Origin of the sequence: Treponema denticola ATCC 35405, from assembly GCF_000008185.1 — a bacterium.
GTDB classification, from domain to species: Bacteria; Spirochaetota; Spirochaetia; order Treponematales; family Treponemataceae; genus Treponema_B; species Treponema_B denticola.
This window is the reverse complement of sequence record NC_002967.9, coordinates 1,252,476-1,275,173: the sequence shown is the minus strand read 5'-3', so window position 1 is coordinate 1,275,173 and position 22,698 is coordinate 1,252,476. Positions and strand designations below refer to the sequence as shown.

At 35.6% G+C, this 22,698-nt stretch carries 20 protein-coding genes; 8 read left to right on the top strand and 12 right to left on the bottom strand.

All coding sequences use genetic code 11. The features are described 5' to 3' along the window. Nucleotide 1 precedes the first annotated feature (1 nt). The 6 genes from ybeY to tpiA form a co-directional block, all read right to left on the bottom strand. Nucleotides 2–469: an rRNA maturation RNase YbeY gene (gene ybeY / locus TDE_RS05955; protein WP_002668517.1), complete on the bottom strand. Its 468-nt coding sequence runs from the start codon at nt 467–469 to the stop codon at nt 2–4. After that, the gene (locus tag TDE_RS05950; protein WP_002678734.1) at nt 462–2,765 is read right to left on the bottom strand and encodes an HD family phosphohydrolase; all 2,304 of its coding nucleotides are present in this window, start codon (nt 2,763–2,765) and stop codon (nt 462–464) included. Before TDE_RS05950 ends, ybeY begins: the two co-directional genes overlap by 8 nt. After that, the gene (locus TDE_RS05945; protein ID WP_002678733.1) at nt 2,752–3,693 is read right to left on the bottom strand and encodes a PhoH family protein; all 942 of its coding nucleotides are present in this window, start codon (nt 3,691–3,693) and stop codon (nt 2,752–2,754) included. Before TDE_RS05945 ends, TDE_RS05950 begins: the two co-directional genes overlap by 14 nt. Nucleotides 3,694–3,868: 175 nt before the next feature. Next, nucleotides 3,869–4,219, bottom strand: a complete 351-nt coding sequence (secG, locus tag TDE_RS05940; RefSeq protein ID WP_002668509.1) for a preprotein translocase subunit SecG — start codon at nt 4,217–4,219, stop codon at nt 3,869–3,871. Nucleotides 4,220–4,297: 78 nt separating this feature from the next. Further along, the gene (locus TDE_RS05935; RefSeq protein WP_002678732.1) at nt 4,298–4,666 is read right to left on the bottom strand and encodes a hypothetical protein; all 369 of its coding nucleotides are present in this window, start codon (nt 4,664–4,666) and stop codon (nt 4,298–4,300) included. A 129-nt stretch (nt 4,667–4,795) separates the two neighbouring features. Next, nucleotides 4,796–5,548 carry a triose-phosphate isomerase gene (tpiA, locus tag TDE_RS05930; RefSeq protein ID WP_002678731.1) on the bottom strand — a complete coding sequence of 251 codons (753 nt, stop codon included), beginning with the start codon at nt 5,546–5,548 and terminating at the stop codon, nt 4,796–4,798. Between the two features lie 219 nt (nt 5,549–5,767). Here tpiA and TDE_RS05925 point away from each other — a divergent pair, with 219 nt between their 5' ends. The 3 genes from TDE_RS05925 to TDE_RS05915 all read left to right on the top strand — a co-directional run bounded on the left by TDE_RS05925 (nt 5,768) and on the right by TDE_RS05915 (nt 11,605). Next, nucleotides 5,768–7,453, top strand: coding sequence for a hypothetical protein (locus tag TDE_RS05925; RefSeq protein ID WP_002678730.1), 1,686 nt, complete (start codon nt 5,768–5,770; stop codon nt 7,451–7,453). A gap of 181 nt (nt 7,454–7,634) precedes the next feature. Next, on the top strand, nt 7,635–9,731 hold the full coding sequence (locus tag TDE_RS05920) for a formylglycine-generating enzyme family protein (RefSeq protein WP_002678728.1): 2,097 nt from the start codon (nt 7,635–7,637) through the stop codon (nt 9,729–9,731). A 146-nt stretch (nt 9,732–9,877) separates the two neighbouring features. Beyond that, entirely contained in the window at nt 9,878–11,605 is a 1,728-nt protein-coding gene (locus TDE_RS05915) for a hypothetical protein (protein WP_002668497.1), read from the top strand. Nucleotides 11,606–11,608: 3 nt separating this feature from the next. Here the strand turns inward: TDE_RS05915 and TDE_RS05910 are convergent, their stop codons facing one another. The 4 genes from TDE_RS05910 to TDE_RS05895 are packed head-to-tail and all read right to left on the bottom strand — an operon-like array spanning nt 11,609 to nt 14,455. Continuing rightward, nucleotides 11,609–12,031: a hypothetical protein gene (locus TDE_RS05910; protein WP_002678725.1), complete on the bottom strand. Its 423-nt coding sequence runs from the start codon at nt 12,029–12,031 to the stop codon at nt 11,609–11,611. Between the two features lie 2 nt (nt 12,032–12,033). Continuing rightward, nucleotides 12,034–12,621, bottom strand: a complete 588-nt coding sequence (locus tag TDE_RS05905) for a hypothetical protein (protein ID WP_002678723.1) — start codon at nt 12,619–12,621, stop codon at nt 12,034–12,036. Next, entirely contained in the window at nt 12,618–13,145 is a 528-nt protein-coding gene (locus tag TDE_RS05900; protein WP_002678721.1) for a pentapeptide repeat-containing protein, read from the bottom strand. Before TDE_RS05900 ends, TDE_RS05905 begins: the two co-directional genes overlap by 4 nt. A 41-nt stretch (nt 13,146–13,186) precedes the next feature. Further along, a complete protein-coding gene (locus TDE_RS05895) occupies nt 13,187–14,455 on the bottom strand; it encodes a beta-propeller fold lactonase family protein (RefSeq protein ID WP_044971464.1) in 1,269 nt (422 codons plus the stop codon). Nucleotides 14,456–14,600: 145 nt separating this feature from the next. Here TDE_RS05895 and TDE_RS05890 point away from each other — a divergent pair, with 145 nt between their 5' ends. From TDE_RS05890 to TDE_RS05870, 5 genes are read left to right on the top strand one after another with little or no spacing between them, the layout of a single operon-like run. Next, nucleotides 14,601–15,539 (top strand): metal ABC transporter solute-binding protein, Zn/Mn family, encoded by a 939-nt coding sequence (locus tag TDE_RS05890; protein WP_002671643.1) that lies wholly within the window; start codon nt 14,601–14,603, stop codon nt 15,537–15,539. Between the two features lie 26 nt (nt 15,540–15,565). Continuing rightward, entirely contained in the window at nt 15,566–16,333 is a 768-nt protein-coding gene (locus TDE_RS05885) for a metal ABC transporter ATP-binding protein (RefSeq protein ID WP_002678718.1), read from the top strand. Next, nucleotides 16,330–17,244: a transition metal ABC transporter permease subunit TroC gene (troC, locus tag TDE_RS05880; RefSeq protein ID WP_002677722.1), complete on the top strand. Its 915-nt coding sequence runs from the start codon at nt 16,330–16,332 to the stop codon at nt 17,242–17,244. Before TDE_RS05885 ends, troC begins: the two co-directional genes overlap by 4 nt. Nucleotides 17,245–17,248: 4 nt before the next feature. Next, on the top strand, nt 17,249–18,349 hold the full coding sequence (locus TDE_RS05875) for a metal ABC transporter permease (RefSeq protein WP_002678716.1): 1,101 nt from the start codon (nt 17,249–17,251) through the stop codon (nt 18,347–18,349). Nucleotides 18,350–18,374: 25 nt separating this feature from the next. Further along, nucleotides 18,375–19,043 carry a metal-dependent transcriptional regulator gene (locus TDE_RS05870; protein WP_002678714.1) on the top strand — a complete coding sequence of 223 codons (669 nt, stop codon included), beginning with the start codon at nt 18,375–18,377 and terminating at the stop codon, nt 19,041–19,043. Here TDE_RS05870 and TDE_RS05865 read toward each other — a convergent pair. Then, the gene (locus TDE_RS05865; RefSeq protein ID WP_002678712.1) at nt 19,036–20,238 is read right to left on the bottom strand and encodes a glycoside hydrolase family 3 N-terminal domain-containing protein; all 1,203 of its coding nucleotides are present in this window, start codon (nt 20,236–20,238) and stop codon (nt 19,036–19,038) included. The two genes, TDE_RS05870 and TDE_RS05865, sit on opposite strands and share 8 nt — an antisense overlap. A 13-nt stretch (nt 20,239–20,251) precedes the next feature. Then, complete coding sequence (locus TDE_RS05860; protein ID WP_010956927.1) at nt 20,252–22,684, bottom strand: tetratricopeptide repeat protein; 2,433 nt, start codon at nt 22,682–22,684, stop codon at nt 20,252–20,254. Nucleotides 22,685–22,698: the final 14 nt, after the last annotated feature.

Sequence of the window (22,698 nt, the reverse complement as noted above, 5' to 3'; positions counted from 1 at the left end):
ACTATACCCGATAAATTTCCATATTTTTATATTGCATAAGCAATTCTTCTTGAAATTTAAGCATTTCTTGTTCCGGAGAATTATCCGAATGATCCATTCCGTTCAAATGCAAAATACCGTGCACAATCAGTCTTTTTAACTCTTCATTTATGTCTACGTTAAATTCTTCGGCATTAAAGCTGAGACTGTCAAGGCTTATAACTATGTCTCCGGCCATAAACCTTGTTTCACCGGCCTCGTCAAAATATTCGTCACCCTGTTCAAAAGAAAGGACATCTGTCGGCGAATCGATATCCCTGTATTGTTTATTAAGGTTTTGAATAAAAGCATCATCACAAAACAACAAGGAGATATCCCAATTTTTCAAGTTTAAATCTTTTAGGACTTCAGATATAAAATTTTCAACTCTTACGGGGTCTATAGACCCCGGAGGTTCATCATTAAATGACACACTAATCGAATTAGACATTATGATTTTCCTTTTGAGGCTGTACCTGAGAAGCTTCAACCTCTAGTTTTTGACCGTTTTTATTCTGCGGCTTTGTTCCCTCATCATCATCAACATTCTTTTGATTCGGATATTCTATTCTGGAATGATAGTAACCGGCTAAAATTTTTACGAAAGCGGCCTTGATTATTCTGACTTCGCGGAAAGTAAGCTCAGAGTTATCAAGCTGACCTGACTTTATCTTTCCGGAAACAAGCTCATCTATAAATTTTTCCAAACGGGGAACCGAAGGTTTTTCCAAGGTACGGCATGCAGCCTCAACTATATCGGCCAGCATGACAACAGCCGACTCCTTTGAGCGCGGAGGTATTCCGGGATAACAAAAGTCTTCGATATCTACATTTGGATCAAGTTCTTTTGCCTTTGCATAAAAATAGGATATACAGCTGTTTCCGTGATGCTCGGAGATTATATCTATAACCGGCTGAGGAAGCCGTAATTGCTTTGCTTTTTCAATACCTATTTTTACATGACTTCTTATTACCGTAGCCGAAAGGCGGGGATTTATATCCATATGCTTATTATAATTTGTCTGATTTTCTACAAAGTATTCGCCCTGCTCCATCTTTCCTATATCGTGATAATAAGCTCCTACACGGGCTAAAATCGAATTTGCTCCTATCTCACGGCATGCACTTTCGGCCAAGGAAGCAACCATCATCGAATGATTATAAGTTCCCGCAACCGTTATGAGCATTTTTTTCATAATTGGAGAATTAAGGTCGGACAGTTCCATCAGTCTAAAACTTGTAGGAACATTCATCAAGGTTTCTAAAATCGGCAAAAAGCCCAAAACCAAAATACCACTTATAAAACCGCTCCCCGCAGTGCTCAATAAAAGCACCGATTTCTCGCTTGCAGAGCCCGGGAAAATAGCAAACATACAGAGTAAAATTATAGGCTGCACCAAGATTAAACCTAAGGCAGTCTTAATCAGATCCATCCTTCGGCCCTTAATATTTACCATACCGGCTCCGGCAAGACCTGAAAGGATAGCAAACATGGCCGGCTGAATTTTAAAACCTGTTGCACCGAAAACGGCAAGAGAAAAAACAAAAACGGCAAATACGGAAATTTTTCTTGAAATTAAAGCAGCGATAAGCATGGTCAAAAAAGTAACCGGCAATATGGGAACAATATCAAGAGGATATGCAAATATCGAAAGCCTTGAAAGGAAAAGAATTAAAATATATATCAAATCAAAGGAGATTAAAATAAGCAGATTGAATTTAACATCCAAACTTTCCCCGATAATTTTTTTGGAAAACAAAAATAGGCTGATTATAACAGATAAGGTTAAAAAAATTAGAGCAGCAGCAATCTGGCTAAAATCTATGTATCTTCCGTCCCCTGCGTAGGCTTTTAAACGTGTATAGGCATCTTCAGATATTATAAATCCTCTTTTTATAATCTTTTGATTTTTTTCTATATTTATTTTTACAGGAGTAACCTTTTTTAAGGCCTCATCTACTCTTTTTTCGGTTTCTTCGGTATCAAATAAAATATTAGGCTGGGCAAATGGAAGCACAATACTCAACACATAGGATTCAAGTTTTGATTTTTTTACATCGGAAAGAAAAGTTTTAATCCTATCTCTCACATTATAAAATAAAACAAGGTTCGCAAGAAATACGTTTGTAGATGACAGCTTTTGGTCTTGGCTTGTCCTCAGACTTATTTCGGCATCATTTAATTCTCCAAGGCCTGTAAGAGGCATCTCTATTATGCCGATATCGAAAAGCTGTTTTAACATATTGAGCGAAACAGAGGTAATCTCATAAAAATCAACAGCCTTATATATGCTTTCCAAATCATTTTCTGAAAGAAGAACAGGATATTTTTCCATAACCATAAATTTAAAAGCCGTAAAACTCTTTGCCGAATCTTTTAGGCCTATTATATAACTCGCAAATTCGGAGTACTCTCTTATCATTTTTTCCGAAACCGAGTCATCCTTATAAAAAACCGCCCTGACGGAATGTTTAGCTGCAACTCTTCTTATTTCTGTAGCTTTTTCATCAATCACCTCAATATTACGGTTTGATATTACATCCCTGTCGGAAACCATTCCGACTTCAAAATCGGAAATAGTCAATTTGGAAAATCCCGAATTTTCATAAGCATTGAGATAAATCATTACAGCCAAAACCAAAAAGCTTACCGCAACCGCTGTAACAAAGGCCTTATTTCTTTTAAATATCACACTGAGAAAAGATATTTTTTGTTTAAATTTACTTTCTTTTTTATTCTTTATCATAGGCTTTAATTATTTTTTGAACGAGAGAATGACGTACAACATCTTCCGGAGAAAACCGGACTATACCGATCCCTCGAATTTTCGATAAAAGATTTGCAGCATGTACCAAACCGGAATTTTTTGACGATGAAATATCGGATTGTGAAGGATCTCCCGTTATAATGAGCTTGGAACCCTCTCCCATTCTCGTCAAAAACATCTTCATTTGCTCTTTGGTAGTATTTTGAGCTTCGTCCAAAATTACAACGGCGTTATGCAGGGTTCTGCCCCTCATATAGGCCAAGGGAGCCACCTCAACCATATTGGACTCCTCCATTTGGCGTATAAGCTCAAAAGGCATTAAGAGCTCTATAGAATCATAAAGAGGTCTCAAGTAGGGAGTAATTTTTTGAACAAGGTCGCCGGGTAAAAAGCCCAGACTCTCTCCGGCTTCTACAACAGGTCTTGTAAAAACAATCTTACGCATTTGGCGCGACATAAGCATTTGAAGGGCACAGGCAACAGCCAGATAGGTTTTTCCCGTACCGGCAGCACCAAGGCCGAAGCTTATATCGTTATTACGGATAGAAGAGATGAATTCAAGCTGATGAGGATTTTTGGGATATACGGAACGTGTGCCCCTCGGTATATGAATACAGCCTGAAGAAAGGTCCTGCTCATCGGAAACGTTTATGGTAGATATAAGAGATTCGATATATTCCGATGAATTTTCGGACTTGATTTCCGATGAATTTACTGCCTTATCAACAACATGCTGAAATTTCTTGCAAATCTCATCATCGGCACTTAAAACACTTACCTCATTACCGCGGCAAACGACAGGAACCCCAAGATATTGCTCAAGAAAGTCCAAATTTCTGTCATTGGTACCGCAAAGAGCGGAAAGCACTTGTTCATCTTTTAACACTATTGTATATGCGTCTTCCAAATATAAACCTCTAGTAGTCTATTTTAAATGGAAAAAAGCAGTTCAGTCAAGGCCTTTAGGCCTTATTTAATACTTTTTCTTTCAATATTAGGTATAAACTACATAAAATTAGGTATAAAATACATAAATTCGCACAAAAAAAAGAGATACCGGATTTATCGGTATCTCTTTTAAACTACTCACCGTCTTTTTTGGTTTCAGTGCCGCTATCCGTACCGTCGTCGCTTTTCCACCAGTCGGTTGACGTTTCGGTTTGTTTTTTCATTGCCTCTTCGGATAAACCTGAATCCGATGGGGTTTTTGTAATAAGGGCCAATAAAAAGGTCGTTACAAAAAACAGGGCAACAACAACATAAGTAGCTCTTGTTAATACGTTGCTCGATTTTGAGCCGAAGGCCGAATTGCTTCCGCCCGAAAAAAGGCCGCCCAAACTATCGCCTTCTTCATTTTGTAATAAAACTAAAAAGATAATAATCGCACAAATTATGACAAAAAGTACTAACAAAGCAATACCTAAACCACCCATAATCTAACTCCAAATTATAAAAATACGCCCTACAGAATACACTAAAAACGGAAAAGTTTCAATAGCTATTATTAAATTTTAGCGGACTTTTCTAAAAATAACGCGTTTTACTACAGTTGTCTTTGTTTTTCCTACAGAAGCGGCTTTTAGATCTTCAACTTCAAATTTTGAAAAAACATTAGTTCTTTTATATTCGGCGATAAATTCCATAATAATTTTTTCGCAGACAGCTTCATCATAGGTATCGTTATTTTCCTCATAGGTAAGGTAAAACTCAACCTGATTTTCCAATCCCGGAACATCCATCTTTGTCAAATACATTACGGCAGACGGCCTATCTTTAACCTCAATTTTCTGTGTTTTGGTTGTTACATTTGCCGCATTTTGGGCAAAAACAGCCAAAGCTAATAAAGCCATAATACTAATCGCAAAAAATTTCTTTTTCATCTTAATAACCCTCCAATTTAAGTTATTTCATTATACTGTAAAGCTAAACAACTATCACAGCTCTTAAGATACTAGCATTTTATTCTCATTTTTTCAAGTAGAAAACAAGTTTAATCAAGAGTTTAAAGTCTACTCGGAAAACAAGGCTATAGGCAAAAATGTTTCCGTTTTAAGACCGGCTCCGCCTATTAGGCCTCCGTCAATATTGTGCTTTTTTAAAAGACCGGCGGCATTTTCAGGTTTCATAGAGCCTCCGTACTGGATTATCATATTTTTAGCAGCTTTTTCTCCGTAAAGAGCGGCTAAGGTCTTCCTTATTGAAGAATGGATGGCATCAGCATCCTCAGGGCTCGCATTTTTTCCCGTTCCTATTGCCCAAACAGGCTCATAAGCAATCGTTACCTTATCCAAATCTTTTGCAGAAACCTCAGCAAGTCCTTTTTTAATCTGCCTTTCGCATACGGCTTCGGCATGGCCGGCTTCACGCTCTTCGAGAAGCTCTCCCACACAGAGGATAACTTCAAGACCGTGTTTTAATGCAAGTTTTACCTTTTTATTGATAAGGTCATCTGTTTCCTTGTATATATGCCTTCTTTCGGAATGGCCTAAAATTACGGCTTGAACACCTACATCCAAAAGCTGAAGAACGGAAACCTCCCCGGTATGAGCGCCCTTTTCTTCCAATCCCATATTTTGAGCACCCAGCAAGATATTGGAGCCTTTAAGCACGGACGCAACATCTTGCAGAAGAGTAAATGAAGGAGCTATCATGTACTTATTTTTTCCGTCTTTTAGGCCGGCCTTCATTTCTGTTGCAAGCTGCTTGGCCTCAGCCCTATTCATATTCATCTTCCAATTTGCCGCAATGTAAAACTTTTTCACTTTTCCTCCTAGTAAAAACAATGTTTTGTGCGAAGCACAAAACTCGAAGATAAACAGTGAGGCTGAATTCCTGCCGAACTGTTTATCGAACCTCCTATAATTGAAGCCAAAAGGCCTCATTCATATTGAATAGGTTATCCTTTTATTCCGGAGTTGTCAAGACTATAATTGAATTTTATGGTTTATTGTGGTAATATGCCTAAAATATGAGAGGTTCTTATGAAATCTAAAAAATACATAGTAATTGTTTTTCTTATTATATGTTTAATAACCAAAACAGTCCAAACAGCCTTCGCATCTGAAACCGGACCAGAATATGATATTCCGTATGCAAAAATTTTTTATGAAAAGAATACGGATATTTATGATGCTATATATTTTTTGGCTATCGAAAACGGATTTTCCCCTCTTTCCTATAAAAAGCCGCAATCGGCAGCAGAGCTTTATAAAGCATTAAGCCTTATTGATAAAGAAAATTTAAGCAATATAGGCTTACAGGTATATGAAAATACAAGAAAAACTTTAGAGCAGCCTAATTATCTTCTTAAACAAGAAATACTTAAATTCAATATAAATGGAGAGCTTGCAATTCAGGGAAGAATTGCTCATAAAGTAAACGAATATACTCCATATATAGATAAATTTTTATCTTATAATGCGATGCCTGATCCTATTGCAATCCCCTTCGATTTTTTAATTTCAAATTATTTTTATACTTACTGTTATTTAAGTCTTAATAAGAATTTTGCAGCAAGTAAATTTTCAAATACTTTTTTAAATATTCCATTAAAAGACAAAGATATGGATTTTCATTTTCCAAAAAGAGCAGGCATAGCCGTAGGAGGTTCTTTTTTTAACATAAATATCGGTAGAGGCTCATTAAATTTAGGCAGGACCTTGGGCGGCAGCATGCTCATAGCAGATACGGCTGACCGTTTTGATTATTTTTCAGGAACTGTGTTCACAAAAAACTTAAAACTGGACGTAACGGTTTTGGAATTAAATCCCACCAGATTTTTATTTATGCATGAGGTAAGCTTTAGACCAATAAAGCAAATTTCAGTAACACTTCATGAAGGTGTTTTAATAAATTCTTTTTTTGATCCGCGCTTTTTAAACCCTGCAATGATTTTTCACAGCCATGCCGCATGGAAAGAAGATTATCTGCCCGGAACTACACCGGCATCTGAAAATGGAGCAGTAGGAAGCCAATTCGGGATTACGATAGATGCAGTTCCAATAAAAAGATTGAGAATATATGGGCAATTCGGAATGAATCAGTTTCAAACTCCATCAGAGCTCAAGGGCTTAAACGGAAAAAATTATACCCCGAATTCTTTAGGAGGTCTTTTCGGTCTTGAATATGTTTACCCTACAAAAATAGGTTATATCATATCTTCCGTTGAAGGCATTTACGCAAACCCATGGTATAATATTCTTTCAAATAAAAAAATAAGCTATTATCATGAACGGAAAGAAATGTCTTCTTCGATTTTAGGATATGATAAGTCCCAAATATATACATGGATTTCAAATCCCTATGGGCCTGATACAATCACAGCCATAGCCCGGATTTCTCTTGTTAATCCAAAAAAACATTCGGCATCCCTTACTTACAGACTTGTATGCAAAGGCGAAAATGAAGATAACTTTTTTGATAAAGATAAAGAAAATCCTCCGGGTGTGTATTATCCGGAAGCTAAGGGGAACAACCATCCTGAATGGCTTAATTGGAGAAGTCCAAGCGGTAATCCTATCTTTTTTAACACTATCAGAATATCAGGATCATACCAAATATTGCATAATTTACTTGCACGGGGAAGCTTTGCATGGACAAATGCATCGGGAAAAATTAATGGAAATGCAATTGACTTTTCGTTATCTTTAAAATATAGTATACGTTGATTCGAAATTTTATGAAATCTAGGTCAAAAGACCTCATTCATATTAAACAGGTTATCCTTTTATGCCGGAGTTATCACAAAGGCTGTTTTCCTTTGCTTGACATTTTAGAAAAAATTCACTATTATTTACTGTAACTAATCTGTGTGAATTAACCTTAAAATTGTGGAGATAATTTAAAGAAATGAAACATATACCTAAACTAATATTGTTGGCAGTGTTGTTATTTGCAAGCTGCAAAAATCCTGTAGGAAATAGCTCCGTACCGTCTTCACCGCAGCAAGGCGGCGGATCAACGCCCGCACAAATAACGATAACCGTTGCGGGGGACGAACACGTTGTGCTTAAAGCGGAAAAGACGTTTACGGCGGATAAGGGCAACACATGGCACCAATTAAAGGCTCAAGCGGAGGACAGAATCGACCAGTATGCGGCAGGACGCGGACCCGATAAATGGAAACTTACCGATGCCTCAGGTCAGAATTTAACTGATGCCCATCTTTTTAATACGAATACGACGGTTTTTATTGTAACCAAACCGACTTCAACGCCTCCTACGCCTAAGATTACGATAACGGTTAAGGGAGATCAAAACGTCGAATTGATTTCTTCCGCACCTAATTTTCCTACATTAGAAGTGGATAAGGGCAAAACGTGGGGTGAAATCGAATCATTTGCAAAAATCAAAATCAAAAAATATAAGCCGCATTATGAACTTAAAAACTGGCACCTTACAAATGCGTCGGGTACGGTTTTGAATGCCAGCTATATCACACCATTTAATGCTGATGCAACTGTCTTTATAGAAACAAAACCTGTCGATATAACGCTTACCATTACCGGTACCCATATTACCGCTAATCCGCCGCAGCTGAAATTCCCCAGAGGGACCAAATGGAATACTGTAACTAAAACCGCAGTCGAAGCATGTATTACTTATGATCCGGGTTTTAAATTAAAACAATGGATGCGCGATAATGGAGGCGTTAAAAGGCCGCTTGTAAATAATTTTCCGTTTTCAAAAGATACGACAATATACGCCGAAACTAAACGTGAAAAAATAACGATAACGGTAAAGGGCGACAGTCAGGTTCATATAAAACCGGATAATACTATTTCCGATATAACAAGCGGAACGCCATGGCAGGACATCAAGGTTTTGGCAAAGGCAAAAATAACCGGCTACGATACGGGGTTTGTATTTTCTGCATGGAAAAAGGGTGCGAGTGGAAACGAACTGCTTAACGGCGATACCTTTGAAGACGATACCGTTGTATATGTCGCGGCAAAGCCGGTTCCCGCTTCGGACGGCGTAAAGATAAATAGTGAAACCATTGTCGGTAAAGATCCCGGTTGTGAGTTTCCCGCAATTACCGGTACTTCATGGACAGGTGTTTTCCCTGCGGGCCGCACCGTCACTTTAAGTGAATATACAATGGGCAAATACGAAGTAACGGCGGAATTATGGAATACGATATACGTATGGGCAAAAGATAGGGGCTATGAGTTTGATTATAACGGCAATACCCCAAATAGTGACAAACCTATATCGGGTGTAAGCTGGCGCGACTGCGTTGTATGGTGCAATGCATATACCGAAGCAAAATTCGGAAACACCGCGCAATGTGTCTACACTGATTCTCGAACTACTGGAATCGTAAAAAGTATCGGTGATGACGATGATGATTACATTGTGTGTGATTTGACAAAAAAAGGCTACCGTTTGCCGACCGAAGCCGAATGGGAGTTTGCCGCTCGTTATCAAGGTAGCAATGATGCCACAGATAGCATAAATGCAGAAAAATACGGCACTGTCTATCTAACCAATGTAAATTCGGCAAGCGGAGCAATACTGCCTATCGGTTTTGAAGGTATGACACTGCCTGCCGATAAGAGTTATGAAACCTTACGTGCAGAGACGGCACGAGTTGCGGTTTTCGACAAGTATTACAACGGCTCGGCTTTTGTAGACCAGCCTGATTCCGTAAATGGTGTATCTGACGTCGGAAAAAGAGCGGCGAACAAATTGGGCATTTACGATATGAGCGGCAACGTAGCCGAATGGTGCTGGGACAGGTATTCGGCAACACTATCTTCCGGTTCGGTAAATGATCCGACCGGTTCCACGTCATCTGCCGATACCAAACGCGTTTTACGCGGCGGCTTTTGGTCAAAAACTGCGGAAAAAGCTGTCTACGAATGTATGACCGGAAAGCGGGAGAATGATACCGCAAGTGCAGCATATCAGTCTATAGGTTTCCGCCTGGTATGGCAGGAGTAGTGCATTTTTATTGATATTACCGTAAAAAAACTATATAAACATACGGCAATGCCCCCAATTGTGATATAAAAGTTTATATGTTGACTTTTTACATGCTATTATAGTAAACTCGCATAACTTTATAGTTATACTAATGAGGAACGTAAATGATGAAAAAACGAATTTTTGTTATACTGTTTATCTTTTTTGGATTATCGGCTTTTTCTCAAGCTGCAGTGGACATCTTCGATCCAATATATGAAGATATAGGTATTTGGGAAAGGATCGGGCTTATTAATGATGCCCCTTCAATACGTCCATACCCATTACAAGAAATAAAAAGAATCTTAGACATCGTTATAGAAAAAGGAACTGAAAATCAGAAAAAAAAAGCAGGTCAATATAAACAACGCTTATTTGGAAAGATCTTCCATTTTGGAGGCATGACCGAATTCGGTATTCGTTCTCCTAATGGGAATAAAAACTTCGCCTTGGCCCCTTTTATGGAAATCAATCTTTCATTGAATGAAATACTAACAGCTTCTGCTCATGTGAATTTTAGCTTATTAAACAGATTACCAAAAGATGAATCTTTGCCGGCCTTTCAATTTTCAAAAAAAGATATAATGCCTGATAACAGCGTAGTAGGCTCATTTACCTTATTACCTATGTTTAATTCAGGAGTTGCAATAGGCACACCGGAATACTATTTTAGTGCAGGTATGAGCCGAGCCTCATTTGGCCCCTTTGATGAAAATAATATTATAATCGGAGAACAAGCATTCCATGCAGGACAATTTATTTTTGTAATCAATAAAGATAAATTTACATATAACCAGATTTTTTCTTCTATATCGGCATCAAACGATTTCGGAAAAGGTTATTTTCCCAGCAAATTTATTGCCGGACATTCGCTTAGCTTCCGCCCGCTCCCATGGATATCAATAGGTATATTAGATTTGATAACATATGGTAAAAGACTTGAACCCATATATTTTATCCCTTTTTCAGCTTTTTTCCTAGGCCAAAGTATTTATAAATTTCCCGATAATAGTTTATTGGGTCTAACTTTTGGAATAAAACCGATTCAGGGGTTAAAAATTGACCTTGTGTTACTTGCAGATGATTTAGGCTTTAATGAAATAATAAAATTTAAGAGTGCCAGATGGAGAATAGCCTCTCAACTAGGTATTTCTTATGCTATGCCCAAGGATCATTGGTTTAGTTTTGCAGATATAAACTACACCTTCATTGCCCCATACTGCTATACTCATACGCATGACTCAAATTATGCAAAGCCGAATTATGAAAATTACACTCATAACGGAGAACCTCTAGGAAGCAATCTTCCTCCAAACTCCGACCGAATAAAAGTTAAAGCTCAATTTAGGCCTTTAGAAGGTCTTGCAATAAATATATCAAACACCTTTATCCGCCACGCTAATACAACTGAAAGTATTACCGATATCAATATTTTAAAAGATTATCTTACAAAAAATTATGCAACTGATGGTTCTATTTTTAATCATCCTACAATAACAGGTGATTCTGGAGGAGAAACTACATGGAAAGATCATGCTTTCCTTTACTCCACACCATTCCTAACCCAGCAGACAATTCAATATGTCAATCAGCTTGGATTAGAAGGAGTTATTAACCTCCCGATTTTAAAATCAGGCGGTTTAATGCAGTTTAAACTGGGCTATACCTTTGAAACAAATATAAATCCGGGAGTGAATAACCATATTTATAAAAAATCAGGCAGTATTAATGACTCATCATCTAACGATGATGTTTTAGCTGAAGCCAACAGACAATTAAAAGCTTGGAGAGAACAAGCCGTCGGAAAAGAGTTTAATCACTACTTTAACATAGGCGTAAAAATCTCTTATTAAATATTATTTTGCGGTCTTTTGCCAAACTTTATTTTTAATTTTACATGTGCATAGACCGCTTTTTTCTTCTTCAAATTCAACATCTGCATAGTACCGGCTGCGGCAGCTCAAAATTGAAAAAACAGGAAGGCGTGTTTTTTGCTTTAAGCTCTCAAGTTGTAAAAATACTGTTTTTGCCTCTTCACGTGCATCACCTAAGATAAAACCTCCGTTAACCTCAAAAGAATCGGGAGAATTACAAGGTCTTACAATTAGAGAGCCTGACAAAATCGGCGGATAGATTGTAAGATAGTCAAATTTTTTCTTTGTTTTAAAAAGAGGAATTGTCTTACGAAAAGGAAAAGACACAAGACTTTGAATCAATTTTTGTTCCTCATAGAGAACGGCCATTAAATTATCGGGTAAAAAAAGACAAGTTTCCGTCATACTTAAAAAGGTTTTTTTTCAAAATCTTGAAAAAACGAAGCATTGTATTTACGCTCTACCCCTATGGAAGTGGGAGGACCGTAAAAAGGCATGATAATAAGATTATCTTCAAAACACATGAGCTTTGTTTTTAAAATATTGCGCAGTGTCCGCTCTGCATACATATTTGAAGTTTGACCAATCATTCCTGCAGATAAGGAGGTTCCGGTAAATACCATATTCTCAATCTGAAACATGTAGGAGTATGACGAATGCGCAGGAATTGCAAAATATCTTACAGAATAACCGGCTACATCTATGCAACCGTCTCCTCTCAGTGTATTTATTGTTACATTTTCAGAAAAGCAGCTTCCGGCATAAACCTTTGGACTGTAAATTTTTAAAATCGTATTGAGTCCCGTTTCATACGGATGTTCAAGATCGTGAGTCAATAAAACGGCTTTAAGATTAAATTCGTTTTTTTCAATTTGATGTATCATCTTTTCGGTAATTTTTGCAGGGTCAATTATAACAGCCTCTTTTGTAATTTCATTTCCGATAAGATAGGTGTTTGCAAAAAATTGCGGCGAAAAATGAAGATAAACTTTCATATAAATTCATCCCCTTCCGTAAATACAGCCTCACGCGTATTGGATGACTTATAAGAAACGCCATCTTCTTTCGAATATAGAAACAAGGTCTTTTTAAGGTTGCAGTTTTGAAAATAAACGTTTTTTAAAAACGAAAACATAAAACGTGAGCTATATAAATCAGAATCGTTATAGGAAACATCTTCCGCCCTTATTCCGTTAAAATTATTTTGCAGAAGCTCGGAATTTTTAAAATCAGTGCGGATAATTCTTGCCCCTCCGAATGAAGAAAACTGAATATCGGAATTTTGAAAATTACAAGAGTCTATTTCGCAAAAATCAAAAAAACACATTCTAAGGTGTAGGTTGCTGCAATTACAGTTTTTAAATTTGCTATTTGAAAAAGTACATCCGGTAAAAGATTTTTTTGAAAAGTCTAAACCTTCAAATTCCAAACCGGATAAATTTAAACTGTTCAAAGAATCCGATTTTTTTAAAAGTTCGAGAAAATCTTCATATTCAGTTTTTTTATCAAAATTAAACATCAGCTCCTTCTTATTATCTTATTCTAAACTTAAAAAACCTCCTATTCAAGTAGTGAAGACTTTAGTTCGTACACCCGTATTCTATTATCCAAAAAATCGGATAGAACTATTTTTTTTCCGTCGGGAGAAACATCCAAGCCTGTAGGCTGATTACCGGCTTCAATGCTTTCAATACGGGTAAATGTTTTTGTATCGATTATATCTAGACGGCCGAAAACATAACCCTTATACAAATATCCCTTATCGGGATTATTCGGCCCCCTGCATGAAACATAGAGAAGGCTTTTATCAGGCGAAAGCTGAATAGTATTCGGATTAAAAAACACCTTGATACTTGCAACAAGCTCATCCTTATCCGTAGAATAAGCTTCAACAATATCATTTCTCATATCCGAAACGTAGATTAGCTTACGCTCATAGTCGGTAACAATGTGCCGCTTTGCCCCCTTTACCCCGCCCTCGTAAACGGTTTTATAATCGGCTAAGGATTTTTTTATAAGTTTACATTGAGAATTACCGGCCGAATCTTCAAATTGTGCACAGTAGATAAATTTTCCGTCCTGAGAAAATGCCATACCTCTCGGAACAGCCTTAGTCTTTATCTTTTTTTCTTCTTTATAAGAAGAAGGATCGATAACGCTTATGTCCTGTGAGGTCCAATTACTCAAATAGACCTTATCAAGGCCGGCATTATAAGCCATTACCTTGCTCCATGTACCTGTAGAGTTTATAGTTCTTTTATACTCAAAAGACGTAAGATCAAAGATATGAATTGAGGCCGTAGGCATTTGGCTGACCCATAATTCGTTTTTATGTTTTAGCACGAGAGATTCTACAAAGCCGAATTTTTCGGCATATTCTTTTGGAGGAGAAATCCGCTTCGTCTCTCCGGTTTCAATATCTATCAAATCAAACCCCGAACCGTCAAGAAGGGCTACAGCAACGGCTTTATCGTTTACGAAGGTAACGCTCTTAGGTTTCCTTCCCGTGGGAAAAACTTTAACTACATCGTATTTTGAATCTATGGGAGAAAGAACAACAAAGGCTTTTTTATTTTCTATCGATGTTAAATCCAAACTATGAGTACGGAAGCCTTCTTTTTTTATCACAAGTGAAGTTGTCGTATCATTTAGAGTAAAACTCAAATGCCCCAGAGTCTTATCGGAAGATATAAGTTTAGATTCAACTTTAAGGCCGTCAGCAAAAAATTCCGCATTTTTATACGGCTGAAGATTAAGGTCAAAAGCAAAATCTGCAAAACACAACAAGACGGAAAGAAAAAAGCAAAATATACACAAAAACTTTTTCATAAAAAATGAAGAATAAATAGAAAGTCTCATAAACCTTATTTTGCTTGTTTTATAAAGCTTTGTCAATGGGATTCAGCTTGACATTTTCTTTATTTTTTTATATATTATAATCATAATTTTGATATATCAAAATAGGAGATTTGAAATGACAAAAAAATTAATAGTCTTATGTTTAACAGGACTTACCATATTAAGTTCGGTGTTTTTCTCATGTTCTAAAACAGAAGCAACGAATGAAGCCAAGGATTCAGGTAAGATAAAAATTACTGCAACAATAGGCATGGTTGCCGACATAGCCAAAGTTGTCGGCGGAGATGAAGTTAATGTGCAAGCTCTTATGGGTGCGGGAGTAGATCCCCACCTTTACAGGGCAAGTGCAGGAGACATGGAAAAACTTCAAAAAGCCGATATTATTTTTTACAGCGGGCTTCATCTTGAAGCAAAGATGGGAGAAGTTTTGCAAAAAATATCTTCTACCCGCAAAACCGTAGCAGTTGCCGAAAGCATTCCCAAAGAATATTTATTACCCTTTGAGGAATCCGAATTCGATCCCCATGTTTGGTTTGATGTAAAGCTATGGAAATATGCAACGGAATCGGTATATAAAACCTTAGCGGAATTTGCTCCGCAAAAAAAAGAAGTCTTTAAAGAAAATTATGAATTCTATCTTGCAAGACTTAACGAACTTGATGAGTTTATTAAAAAGAGAGCTTCCGAAATTCCGCAAGAAAAAAGGGTTTTAGTTACGGCCCATGATGCCTTCAATTATTTCAGCAAAGCCTACGGCTTTGAAGTCAGGGGGCTGCAAGGCATAAGTACTGTAAGCGAAGCAGGAGCAAAGGACGTACAGGAGCTTGCAGATTTTATTACAAAAAGAAAACTTCCGGCCATCTTCGTTGAAAGCTCGGTTCCCGAAAAAAATGTAAAAGCCTTGCAGGAGGCCGTAAAAGCCAGAGGCTATGATGTTTCAATCGGAGGAGAGCTTTTTTCGGATGCTATGGGTGATGAAGGAAGCTTCGAAGGAACATATATAGGAATGCTCACCCATAATATAAACACGATAATAGATGCCTTAAAAAAATAAAAGATTTATTCTAAAAGGATGATTTTATGAATACAGGTGCAGAACATTTAAAAGAGAACTTAATTCCGGCTTTTTGTGTTGAAGACCTTACCTTGGCTTACCGCGAAAAGCCTGTACTATGGGACATAGATGTATGCGTACCCCAAGGAGCAATGGAGGCTGTAGTCGGCCCCAATGGAGCCGGAAAATCCACCCTTCTTAAAGCAATGATGGGTATTCTTCCTATAGCATCGGGAGAAATAAAAATATTCGGAAAATCATATAAATCTCAAAGAAAAAGAATAGCCTACGTACCGCAAAGAAGTTCGGTAGATTGGGATTTTCCGACAACGGTCTTTGATGTTGTTTTAATGGGTTCATATGGAAATTTAGGATGGATAAAAAGACCGGGGCAAAAGGAAAAAAAAGAAGCTATGTCAGCCTTGGAAAAGGTAGGAATGCTTGAATTTGCAAAACGTCAGATAAGCGAACTTTCAGGCGGCCAACAGCAAAGAGTTTTTTTGGCAAGGGCTCTCGTTCAAAATGCGGATCTTTATTTTATGGATGAACCATTTCAAGGAGTCGATGCAGCTACCGAACAGGCTATTGTAAAACTTTTAAAAGAACTAAAGGAAAATGGGAAGACTCTTTTGGTAGTCCATCACGATCTTCAAACCGTAAAGGATTACTTTGATCGGGTACTCTTATTGAATGTAAGATTAATAGCTGAGGGAAGTATTGAAGAAGTTTTTACCGAAGAAAACTTACGCAAAACTTATGGAGGCAGAATAGCCTATAATTCTGAAAAAAAATGAACGGAATAATAACTTTTTTTGCCGATTATACTTTGAGAAATGTTTTTTTGGGAACGATGCTTTTAGGCATAGGCTCAGGTGTGGTAGGAAGCTTTGCCGTCTTACGAAAACAAAGTTTACTTGGAGACGCGGTTGCACACGCTGCTCTCCCCGGAGTTGTAATAGCATTTTTACTTACAGGTTCTAAAATGACACTGCCTCTTTTACTGGGTGCAGGTCTTACGGGTCTTATAGGAACATTTTTTATAAACAACATCGTACATAACTCAAAAGTAGACACAGATGCAGCTCAAGGTATTGTCTTGGGTGTATTTTTAGGTCTAGGCTTTTTACTTTTAACCTATGTTCAAAAATTACCGGGAGCCGGAAAAAGCGGTCTTGACAAATTTATCTTCGGGCAAGCGGCAACCATAACACAACAAGATGTTATAATCATTTTTATAGTCGAAGCATTTGTCCTTATAATCATTGCGCTCTTATGGAAAGAACTAAAACTATCTACATTTGATCCGGGATTTTCGCAATCAATAGGTTTTTCACCTAGAATACCGGAATTAATTTTAACGGCTTTAATCGTAATTACAATAGTTATAGGAATACAGTCGGTAGGTGTAATTTTAATGAGTGCTCTTTTACTTGCACCTGCTGCTGCAGCAAGACAATGGACGAATAGACTGAGCATAATGTGTCTCCTATCTGCTTTTTTTGGAGCAGCATCCGGAATGGGCGGAGCTGCAATTTCTTCTCAGGTTTCAAAAATGCCTACGGGCCCTGTAATAGTTTGTTTTTTAACAGGTTTTACATTGATTTCCATTTTATTTAGTCCTCATAGAGGAATTATTCAATCAAAGATAAAAAAGTTTTATATAAAAAACAAATTACGAAAAGAAACAAATATGAAAAGGAGATAGCTATATGAATATGGAAATAATATTAATTGCAATTATTGTCTCTGCCTCATGTGCTCTCTGCGGAGTATTTCTAGTCTTAAGGAGAATGTCTTTGATGGGTGATGCAATAAGCCATTCTATCATAATAGGAATCGTATTAGGCTTTTTTATAAGTAAAACCTTATCTTCAAGCATACCATTGATAGGAGCCGTTATAGCCGGAATGGCCTCGGTTATCTTTACCGAAGTCTTGCAAAAGACAAAACTTATAAAAAGCGATGCAGCCATAGGGCTTGTTTTTCCATTTTTATTCAGCCTTGGAGTTATTTTGGTTTCACTCTATGCAGGAAATGTTCATTTGGATACGGATTCGGTTTTATTGGGAGAATTAGCCTTTGCACCCTTTGACCGTATAAGTTTTTTTTCGGTTTCATTCCCAAAAAGCTTGGTTCAAATGATCTGTATTCTTTTATTCGATTTTGTTTTTATCGTAGTTTTTTTTAAAGAATTAAAACTGACAACATTTGATCCTAACTTAGCAAAATCATTAGGCTTTTCACCTTCAATTATGCATTACGGTCTAATGTTTGCAGTGAGCCTTACCTGTGTGGGTGCATTTGATTCGGTTGGAGCCGTTTTAGTTACAGCCTTGATGATTGCACCTGCCGCTGCAGCCCTATTATTAACAAACAGTCTTTTTTATATGATAATAATTTCAATTGTTATTGCTTCGGCATCATCGATATGCGGCTTTTACCTTGCAGTAAAAATAGACGGAAGTATATCCGGCTCAATGGCTGCAATGACAGGCGTCTTTTTTTTACTTGCCTACCTATTCTCTCCAAAAGACGGATTGGTAAAACGAAGGGCCGAACAAAAAAATCTAAAAATAGATTTTGCCGTAAAAATGCTCATTGTTCATCTTCTGCACCATCAAGGTAAAGAAAATATGATCAGTGAGTGTAGAGAAGAACATTTATGTGAACACATTAACTGGACGGAAAAAAAGGCCCATGCAGTAGTATTTGCAGCAAAACGGCTGGGATATATAAAAAAAGAAAACGGTTTACTTCTTTTGTCTCCATTAGGAAGACAGGAGGCGGAAAAATCAATAACAAATATTTAAGTGAAATGAATTCTTAGGAGGAAGAGTGAAAATCTCGCAAATTACAACCGAAAATTATTTAAAAGCTATCGTCAAATTTTTGTCGGAAAGTGATAAAGAAAAAATTACCACCGGTGAACTTGCAAAACTATTACATGTTACTCCCGGTACGGCAACATCAATGGCAAAGAAACTTGAAAAAGAAAAATACATAGAATATCAAAACCGGATAGGATGCAGGCTAACCGAAAAAGGTAAAAAGTACGGTCTTAATATTTTAAGGAGGCATAGATTAATTGAAACCTTTTTATTTCAGACACTTAAAATGGACGGAAAAAACATTCATAATGAGGCAGAGAATTTAGAACATGCAGCCTCGGATCTTTTAATAGATAAAATAGACAAATATTTAGGACATCCTAAAAGGGATCCCCATGGAGCAATGATACCCAGAAAAAATCAAAAGGAATATACATGTACAGATTCAAGTTTAGATAAAGTAAAATGCGGAATAGAATATTCGATATCAAGACTTACAGGAACGGATGCTCAATTTGAATATTATAAAACAATAAATTTAAAATTAAATTCAAAAATCATACTTCAAAATAAAAATGAAGAAAGCGGTTTAGCCGAGATAATAATAGATGGGAATAAAATATCTTGTTCCACGATGATTTTAAAAAATATATTTGTCGAAAAAATTATTATTTAGGTTCATTTGATTTTTTTAAAATATCTTCCGCAGCTTTTTTCGCCTTATAAAATTTTTCTTTATTAAATTTGTATTTTTCTATAGGCTTCAATGATTCATCAATAATGCCCATCTTTATTTTTGTTTTTAAAATATTAAATACCGCATCATCAATTCTTTTAAGAAAATCGGGCTCGTTTTTCATTTTTTTTGAAATTGCTTCTACAAGCTCTTTAAACTTAGGTTCGGAACACATAACCATATCACAACCGGCATCAAGGGCTAAAAGCACATTATCTGCTGTCGTGCGTCCATCTGTCTTAAGAGCTTTCATCGCCATATCATCAGTAATAATTAAACCTGAAAATTTTAATTCGGTACGCAAAAACTTTTCTATTCCCTTTTTTGAAAAACAAAAAGGTTTTTTATCTATAAAAGAAACTTCAGCATGAGAAATTAACACGGCTTCATCGGTACCATAAAGAATTCGGCGAAAAGGAGAAATAAAATCCTTATAAAAAATATTTTCATCAACATCAATAATGCTTTTTGAAAAGTGCGGATCAGTTTCTGCATTTCCGGGAAAATGTTTAACGGTAGAAAGCAATCCGCCCTTTTTCATTCCGGAAATAAAAGCATCTGCATATTTTACTAAAACATCTTCATCATTGGAAAAAATACGATCATCCAAGAAACCGGCATCTTTGGATCTTTCTTTTTCAACAATCGGAGCTAAGTTTAAATGTATACCCAATAGGTGTATTTGTTCTGCCGTATGAGTATATAGAGCTAAAGCCCCTTCTTCCGTTAATGTTTCTGCTACTTCTCTTGGTGAAGGCAGAGGCGATCCTATTTTTCGAATTCGATAAACACGCCCGCCTTCAAAATCGGATGCAAAAAAAGGCGGTACAAACGTTTTTGATTTAGATAAATTTTGTATAGACTGCTTAACCGATTTTATATAAGAAGCACAAGCTTCAGGAGTATCCGAAAAATTATATCCGAATAAAACAAAAGCACCGGGTGTATAAGAATCAAAATAAGAGCTTAAATAAGGCGGAAAAGTTTTTTTTCCTTCAATACTCATCATTAAAACTTGAGCAGCCTTGTCTTCTATACTCATTTCCGAAATATAAGCTTTGATACTTTCATTATCACTAAAAAGAGCCGTATAAATAAAAAAACAATAAAAAAAAGCGGGTATAAAACGTTTCATAAATATTCCAAGGTTAAATAAGTTTTTGATTCTTCGCAACCTTAAAAAGTTTTGAGTTCCATAAATTATTTTGCATATACTTGTCACGTATATCGTTTTCACCTATCGCCAATACATTTTTTTGCATTGATTTAAAAGCCTTGCTTAGATAAGCAATAGTTTGAGAAGAATTTTCCCCGTATAACTTAACAGATAAATCATAACATAGATACATATATAAAGATGAATAAGGATCATTTTGATACAGGGATTCAACAGCCGATGCTTCCAGATTTGATAAAAGAATCTTACATTCTTCAATATCATACATCTTTGAAAAGTTAATTTTACAATTATAATAATTATAAAAAGCATCAAACATCTTTTTCCCAATAGACATGTCATATATATTGGACCAGATCAGATCTTCAGCAATACTAAAACCTGATTTTAAGTTTATAAAATCCGTTAGGCCGGAATTATTATATGCACTATAAATAGAAGATATATCCAAATCCATTTTTTCAAAGTCATTATTTAAAACAGGATAGAATAAAAAAGATTCAAGCAAAAATAATAATGCATCATCGGTATAATCGATATATTTTATTAAAATCTCTTGACCGTTTTTTATTTGTCCCATATAAATTAAAGAACGGCCATACCAAGATTTACATAACGGTTCTATTTTATCAAAATATAAATCAGCAAAATCCGATGCCATTCTAAAACTGTCTGCAGCCTTATTAAATTCTCCTATTTGCAAATAAACACGGCCTTTCATAAAAAGATATGGAATTTTCCAATCCTGTTCAAAATATTCATCAACGGCAGCAGCTAAACGATCTAAAAAAGTTATAGATTGCTTTAAGTTATTTTGTAAGAAATAAACGATACTAATATTAAATAATGCATCACAGATAAAGGATGTATCATGAGAATGCTCGGCATTATCAAGAGCATAAGAAAAATAAGTAATAGCATCGGATATTTTATTTTGCATTAAATTAAAGAAGGCAAGCAAAGAAAAAGCTCTATACTCTCCCGATTCCAATTTATTTTCTTGAAAAAAACCGATTGCAGTTTTTAAATATGCATAGGATTTTGCAGTACTATCATCTATATTTGCAATAATAGAATTTTGATAATATTTTAATGCGTCATAAAAAATTTCATTCTTATATTTCTTTAGATCTAAACCTTCAATAGAAGAGTCGGAATAATTATGAAATATTGAAGCAAGCAAAAAATCGGGTTTACATTTAAAATTTAAAGAATCGAATATTTTTTCTGCATCGGAATTTGCATTTAAAATTCCTTTTTTATATTTAGCCCATAAATATTCGGTTATATTTGAATCTACCATGTTTTTGCTAAGATTAATACGTCTTTCAATAATTTCAGGTAAGCCATAAGGCACGGCATAGATATTATTCTCAACTAAAATAATCCCCATTGAATACATCCAAGCATAAACATCATCAAAAAAAGCCTTGCTTTTATTCAATGAAACTAAAAAATCTGTAATCTCATCATAGAAAAAATATTTACTTGAAACAAGAATAATATATATCAGCTGTAATAAATCATCAGGAATATTATATATTGAAGGTAAAGAAGAATCCAAAGCCTCTATTTCCATATATTTATTAACTGCATATATTTTTTCAGCTTCGTCCAAATTTTTTTTATCGTTAAGATTATCTATTAAAACTTTTACAGACCTCCTTCCATTTTGTTTTTTTATGTAATTTTTTAAGTATATTGCAGCATTTGTCAAAAAAGCATCGATAAAATATTGAGGCATATCCTTAGAAAATCTATGTTTTTTTAGATAAATATAAACATTTTTTGTAGCTAAAAAAGAAATTCTATCTTCATTACTCATGGCTTTTAAAGAATCATTATCCAAAGGATTAGCCAAAATAAAATTATATATAGACCAAAAATAATTATCATTCCGATGCAATATTATAGAAGCATTCTTATCGGCATTTTTATTAGAAGTTAAATTAATATTTTCAAAAAATTTAAATGCATTACATAACAAAATTGAAGAATCCGTTTCATTAAAATCAATATATTTAGAAAGTTTATTGGCGGCCTCTCTTGAAGCAAACATTCCCATCTCCGGTATTAATTGTTTTTTATACAAGGATAAAGATTCGAATAAAGCTTCATTTGAAACATCTTCTTCATAATAGTCGGTAATACATCTTACTTCGGAAATTTTATTTTTATATGAAATTAATATTTTATTTACATTATATAAAAATCTGGCAGTAGAAAAGGCATAAGCAATCGATTTTTTTTTAAATAAAAAATAAAATCCGCCTTGAACCTGTATAAACTCTGCTCCGTTTGATAAAGATTCTTCCTTTATTAAGTTAATAAAATCGGTAAGGATTTTCAAATTAATTTTACGCAATTGTCTTTCATATATTATTTCTAAAAAAACACTTAACATGTACTCATCCTTAA

Bases quoted from the DNA above. Each gene is read 5' to 3' on its own strand.
- ybeY (WP_002668517.1), bottom strand. From the start codon at position 469: ATGTCTAATTCGATTAGTGTGTCATTTAATGATGAACCTCCGGGGTCT.
- TDE_RS05950 (WP_002678734.1), bottom strand. From the start codon at position 2,765: ATGATAAAGAATAAAAAAGAAAGTAAATTTAAACAAAAAATATCTTTT.
- secG (WP_002668509.1), bottom strand. From the start codon at position 4,219: ATGGGTGGTTTAGGTATTGCTTTGTTAGTACTTTTTGTCATAATTTGT.
- TDE_RS05935 (WP_002678732.1), bottom strand. From the start codon at position 4,666: ATGAAAAAGAAATTTTTTGCGATTAGTATTATGGCTTTATTAGCTTTG.
- TDE_RS05925 (WP_002678730.1), top strand. From the start codon at position 5,768: ATGAAATCTAAAAAATACATAGTAATTGTTTTTCTTATTATATGTTTA.
- TDE_RS05920 (WP_002678728.1), top strand. From the start codon at position 7,635: ATGAAACATATACCTAAACTAATATTGTTGGCAGTGTTGTTATTTGCA.
- TDE_RS05915 (WP_002668497.1), top strand. From the start codon at position 9,878: ATGATGAAAAAACGAATTTTTGTTATACTGTTTATCTTTTTTGGATTA.
- TDE_RS05910 (WP_002678725.1), bottom strand. From the start codon at position 12,031: ATGACGGAAACTTGTCTTTTTTTACCCGATAATTTAATGGCCGTTCTC.
- TDE_RS05905 (WP_002678723.1), bottom strand. From the start codon at position 12,621: ATGAAAGTTTATCTTCATTTTTCGCCGCAATTTTTTGCAAACACCTAT.
- TDE_RS05900 (WP_002678721.1), bottom strand. From the start codon at position 13,145: ATGTTTAATTTTGATAAAAAAACTGAATATGAAGATTTTCTCGAACTT.
- TDE_RS05895 (WP_044971464.1), bottom strand. From the start codon at position 14,455: ATGAAAAAGTTTTTGTGTATATTTTGCTTTTTTCTTTCCGTCTTGTTG.
- TDE_RS05890 (WP_002671643.1), top strand. From the start codon at position 14,601: ATGACAAAAAAATTAATAGTCTTATGTTTAACAGGACTTACCATATTA.
- TDE_RS05885 (WP_002678718.1), top strand. From the start codon at position 15,566: ATGAATACAGGTGCAGAACATTTAAAAGAGAACTTAATTCCGGCTTTT.
- troC (WP_002677722.1), top strand. From the start codon at position 16,330: ATGAACGGAATAATAACTTTTTTTGCCGATTATACTTTGAGAAATGTT.
- TDE_RS05875 (WP_002678716.1), top strand. From the start codon at position 17,249: ATGAATATGGAAATAATATTAATTGCAATTATTGTCTCTGCCTCATGT.
- TDE_RS05865 (WP_002678712.1), bottom strand. From the start codon at position 20,238: ATGAAACGTTTTATACCCGCTTTTTTTTATTGTTTTTTTATTTATACG.
- TDE_RS05860 (WP_010956927.1), bottom strand. From the start codon at position 22,684: ATGTTAAGTGTTTTTTTAGAAATAATATATGAAAGACAATTGCGTAAA.